This is a genomic window from Jiangella rhizosphaerae (assembly GCF_003579925.1).
In the GTDB taxonomy this organism is placed as follows: domain Bacteria; phylum Actinomycetota; class Actinomycetes; order Jiangellales; family Jiangellaceae; genus Jiangella; species Jiangella rhizosphaerae.
In genome coordinates this window covers 1-5,033 of sequence record NZ_QUAL01000038.1, presented here as the reverse complement: position 1 = coordinate 5,033, position 5,033 = coordinate 1, and the positions used below count along the sequence as shown (strand labels likewise).

At 74.4% G+C, this 5,033-nt stretch carries 3 protein-coding genes and 1 riboswitch; of the genes, 2 read left to right on the top strand and 1 reads right to left on the bottom strand.

The window, feature by feature from the left end:
• The coding region (locus DY240_RS04535) for an HNH endonuclease signature motif containing protein (protein WP_158602737.1) at positions 1-1,116 on the top strand (1,116 nt) is incomplete at its 5' end.
• Positions 1,117-1,204: 88 nt separating this feature from the next.
• On the opposite strand, the gene DY240_RS04530 is transcribed toward DY240_RS04535, so the two are convergent.
• Positions 1,205-2,497: an aminotransferase class V-fold PLP-dependent enzyme gene (locus DY240_RS04530; protein WP_199700814.1), complete on the bottom strand. Its 1,293-nt coding sequence runs from the start codon at positions 2,495-2,497 to the stop codon at positions 1,205-1,207.
• 32 nt (positions 2,498-2,529) lie between these two features.
• A riboswitch (SAM riboswitch) is annotated at positions 2,530-2,643 on the bottom strand.
• A gap of 149 nt (positions 2,644-2,792) precedes the next feature.
• On the opposite strand from DY240_RS04530, the gene DY240_RS04525 reads away from it, so the two are divergent.
• On the top strand, positions 2,793-5,033 hold a 2,241-nt coding region (locus DY240_RS04525; RefSeq protein ID WP_325049272.1), incomplete at its 3' end, for a Tex family protein.

The following is a 5,033-nucleotide window of genomic DNA, read 5'->3' as shown; positions in this document are numbered from 1 at the left end:
AAGCAGTTGCTGCACGAACTGGCGCCGGTGGAGGCGGCGGACCGGTACGAGGCCGCGCGTGAGCGCCGCTACGTCGCCATCACGCCCGCGTCGGATGGGATGGCGCATCTGGAGGCGCGGCTGCCCGCCGCGGACGCCGCCGCCCTCGACACCGCCCTCAACGCGGCCGCCGCGGATGCCAAACGTGCCGACGCCGCCGCCGGACTCCCCGCCCGCACCAAGGACCAACGCCGCGCCGACGCGCTGGCCGAGCTGGGCTGGGCGGCCCTCACCGCCTGCGCCGACGGCACCACCACCCCGCTGGCCCACGCCGCCGGGGTGGCCGGCACGCCAGGCTCGGCCGGCGAGCCTGCTCACCAGATCACCGGCGACGCGGCAGCCGCTGCCGGCGACCCCACCCACCAGGCGTTCGCCGGTGCGGCCGGCTCCGCCGGTCACCATGCCTACCGGCCGTCCGCCGGAACGGCCGGCTCCGCCGGCGGCTCGGTCGACCGCACGGCCGGTCGCGCCGCTCGCGCCACCGGCCCGCTGGGCCACCCGGCCGGAATGGCGGGTTCTGCCGGCGGCGCGCCATCTCGTGCCGACGCCGCTGCCGGGCAGCCACCACCGACACCATCCAGCGCGAGCGCGCCACCGCCGCGTCGGCGTCCGATCGCCGTGCACATCACCGTGCCGTTCGCGACCGCGATCGGGCTCAGCGACCAACCGGGTGAGCTGGAGGGGTACGGGCCCATCCCCGCGCACGTCGCCAAGGTCCTCGCCGCCGAGGGCGTGTGGACCTGGCTGCGCACCGACGGCACCGGGCACCTGCTCGACCTCGGCCGCACCCGCTACCGCCCCACCAAAGCCCTCGCCGACTTCATCATCGCCCGCGACCGCACCTGCCGCACCCCCGGCTGCCACCGCCCCGCGATCACCTGCGACCTCGACCACATCGTCCCGTTCAACGCCGGCGGGACCACCGACCCCGACGACCTCCACGCCCTGTGCGAGACCCACCACAAGCTCAAACACCGCGGCCACTGGCGAGTCCACCGACTCCCCGACGGCACCACCATCTGGACCAGCCCCACCGGCCACCGCTACCAGAAACCACCCGAACGGACCGGGCCGTGAGCGCCGCCGAGATCACTCCGCCGCGAGCGCCGTCACCGGAGAGACGTCCGGGCCGCCCACAGTCCGCCGCAGAACCCACCACGGGTGGCTAGTCGCAGGGGCGGTCCGCGCCGGCGGCGTACGGACGCGCCGTGCCGTCGGTCACCAGCCGCTCGAGAGCGGCCAGCAGGCGGTCGACGTCGGCGGCGGTGGAGCCCAGGCCGAAGCTGGCCCGCACCGCTCCGTCGCCGGCGCCGAGCCGGGCCAGCAGCGGGTGCGCGCAGAACCGGCCGTCGCGCACTCCGATGGCGTGCTCGGCGGACAGGTACTCGGCCACCTGCCGTGCGGCGTATCCGTCGACGGTGAACGCGACCACGCCGACCGCCGAGCCGCTGTCCGGCCACAGCCGCAGCGTCCGCACGCCGTCGATGCGGTCCAGCCCGGCCAGCAGCCGGCGGCGCAGCGCCGACTCGTGCACCTCGACGCAGCCCTCGGGCAGCGCCTCGATCGCCTCGCACGCGCGGGCCAGCGCGGCCGCGCCGATGACGTTGGGCGAGCCGCCTTCGTGCCGGGCCGGCGCGAGCGCCCACTGGGTCGCGTCGGTCGTGACCTCGCGGACGGCCCCGCCGCCGGCGAGGTAGGGCGGTGCGTCGTCGAGCCAGTCGCGCCGGCCGACCAGCACACCGGCGCCGAACGGTGCGTACAGCTTGTGCCCGGAGAAGGCAACGTAGTCGAGCTCGCCGGCCACCACGTCGATGCGCCGGTGCGGCGCCAGCTGTGCGGCGTCGACGGCGATCCGCGCGCCGTTGCGGTGCGCCAGCCCGGCCAGTGCGCCCAGCGGCAGCTGCTCACCGGTGACGTTGGAGGCGCCGGTGACGGCGAGCAGCGCGGCCGGGCGCCGCGACAGCTCGACCTGGAGCCGGCTCAGCGTCTGGGCGAGCGTCGGCGCGGCCTCGACGACCCGGTGCGGCCCGCGCTGCCAGGGCAGCAGGTTGGCGTGGTGCTCGAGGTCGAGGACCACCACCTCCCCGCCGTCGGGGACGCAACTCGCCAGCAGGTTCAGCGCGTCGGTGGTGTTGCGGACGAACACGACGACGTCGTCGGGGCGGGCACCGACGAACCGGGCGACGGTGGCGCGGGCATCCTCGTACCGCCGGGTCGAGAGCTGCGAGGCGTAGCCGGCGCCGCGGTGCACGCTCGCGTACGTCGGCAGGATCTCGGCGACATGGTCGGCGACGGTCCGCAGCGCCGGCGCGCTGGCGGCGTAGTCGAGGTTGACGTACCGGGCGTCGCCGCCGCCGGCCAGCGGCGCCCGCAGGTCCGCGCCGACGACGGGCAGCAGCGGCTGCGTGGGCGCGGCAGGCAGCGGGGCGTGGACGCGGGGCAGGTCGGTGACGGTCACAGGTCCTCCAGGTCTCCGGGACCCGGGCCACGGGTCCGCGCTTGCCGGGCTCAGGATCGAGCCGGCCAGGTCGTCACCCGGGGCACCCCACCGCGGAGGAGGGTTGCCGGCCAGCGAGCCGGGGCTTGGCACTGACACTCATGACCTCGTGACCGCGAGCCTACCCACCCGCACCGCCGTGCGTCCATCTTTTGAACGAATTCGTCTCGTCATCTGAGAACGAGGACCGGCTCGCGGCGGCCCGGCCCGGCGCGGCAGAATGCCGGAGACGTCCTGCCGAAGAGAGTGGAACCACGTGTCGAAGCCCGCCCTGCCGTCCGTCCAGCAGCGCATCGCCGACGAGCTCGGCGTCCACGAGCACCAGGTCGGCGCCGCCGTCCTCCTGCTCGACGAGGGCGCCACCGTCCCGTTCATCGCCCGGTACCGCAAGGAGCGCACCGGCGGGCTCGACGACACTCAGCTGCGCACGCTCGAGGAGCGGCTGCGCTACCTGCGCGAGCTCGAAGAACGCCGGGCAGCGGTGCTGGAATCCATCCGCGAGCAGGGCAAGCTCGACGACGCCCTCGAGGCGCAGATTCTCCTCGCCGACACCAAGGCCCGGCTCGAGGACATCTACCTGCCGTACAAGCCCAAGCGGCGCACGAAGGCGCAGATCGCCCGCGAGGCCGGGCTGGAGCCGCTGGCCGACGGTCTGCTCACCGACCCCACGCAGGACCCGCAGACGCTGGCGGCCGGTTACCTGAACCCCGAGGCCGGCGTCGAGGACGCCGCCGCGGCGCTGGCCGGTGCCCGCGCCATCCTGGTCGAGCGGTTCACCGAGGACGCCGACCTCATCGGCAGCCTGCGCGAGCAGGTGTGGACGGCCGGACGGCTGACGGCGAAGGTGCGCGAGGGCAAGGAGCAGGCCGGCGCGAAGTTCGCCGACTACTTCGATTTCGCCGAGCCGCTGACGAAGCTGCCGTCGCACCGGGTGCTGGCGATGTTCCGCGGTGAGAAGGAGGAGATCCTCGACCTCACCGTCGACCCCACCGGCGACGACGGCTCCACCGCGGCGTACGAGGCCGAGATCGCGCACCGGTTCGGCATCCGCGACGAGGGCCGGCCGGCCGACGCCTGGCTGAACGAGACCGTCCGCTGGGCCTGGCGCACCCGCATCCTGCTCCGTCTCGACCTCGATTTGCGCACCCGGCTGCGCGAGGCGGCCGAGGAGGAGGCCATCCGGGTCTTCGCTACGAACCTGCGCGACCTGCTGCTGGCCGCGCCCGCCGGCACCCGCGCGACGCTGGGCCTGGACCCCGGGTTCCGCACCGGCGTCAAGGTCGCCGTCGTCGACGCCACCGGCAAGGTCGTCGCCACCGACACCATCTACCCGCACCAGCCGGCGAACCGCTGGAACGAGTCGCTGGCGACGCTGGACCGGCTGGTCCGCGAGCACGGCGTCGAGCTCGTCGCCATCGGCAACGGCACCGCCTCGCGCGAGACCGACAAGCTGGCCGCCGACCTCGTCAAGCTGCGCCCCGGGCTGACCAAGGTGATGGTCTCCGAGGCCGGCGCGTCGGTGTACTCCGCGTCGGCGTTCGCCGCCCAGGAGCTGCCCGGTCTCGACGTCTCGCTGCGCGGCGCGGTGTCGATCGCGCGACGGCTGCAGGACCCGCTGGCCGAGCTGGTGAAGATCGACCCGAAGTCGATCGGCGTCGGCCAGTACCAGCACGACCTCCCCGACTTCGCACTGTCCCGCTCGCTCGACGCCGTCGTCGAGGACTGCGTCAACGCCGTCGGCGTCGACCTCAACACCGCCTCGACGCCCCTGCTCAGCCGGGTCTCCGGCATCACGCCCGGGCTGGCGGAGAACATCGTGGCGCACCGCGAGAACCACGGCCCGTTCCGCACGCGCACCGCACTCAAGGAGGTCGCCCGGCTCGGCCCCAAGGCGTTCGAGCAGTGTGCCGGCTTCCTGCGCATCCAGGGCGGCGACGACCCGCTCGACGCCTCCGGCGTGCACCCCGAGGCCTACCCGCTGGTGCGGCGCATCGTCGACACCTCCGGCCGCGACCTCAAGGGCCTGCTCGGCGACACCCGGACACTGCGAGAGTTCCGTCCGGCCGACTTCGCCGACGAGGTCTTCGGCGTGCCGACGGTCACCGACGTGCTGCGCGAGCTGGAGAAGCCCGGCCGCGACCCACGCCCGTCGTTCCAGACCGCCACGTTCAGCGACGGTGTCGAGAAGATCACCGACCTCACGCCCGGCATGCGGCTGGAGGGTGTGGTCACCAACGTCGCGGCCTTCGGCGCGTTCGTCGACATCGGCGTGCACCAGGACGGCCTCGTGCACGTGTCGGCGATGTCCAAGCGGTTCGTGTCCGACCCGCGCGAGGTGGTCAAGCCCGGCGACGTCGTCAAGGTCAAGGTGCTCGACGTCGACGTCGACCGCAAGCGCATCTCGCTGACGCTGCGCCTGGACGACGAGCTGCCGGCACCCGGCGCCGGCGGCCGCGGCGGGCAGCCCCGCGGCGGGCAGCCCCGCGGTGGCCAGCAG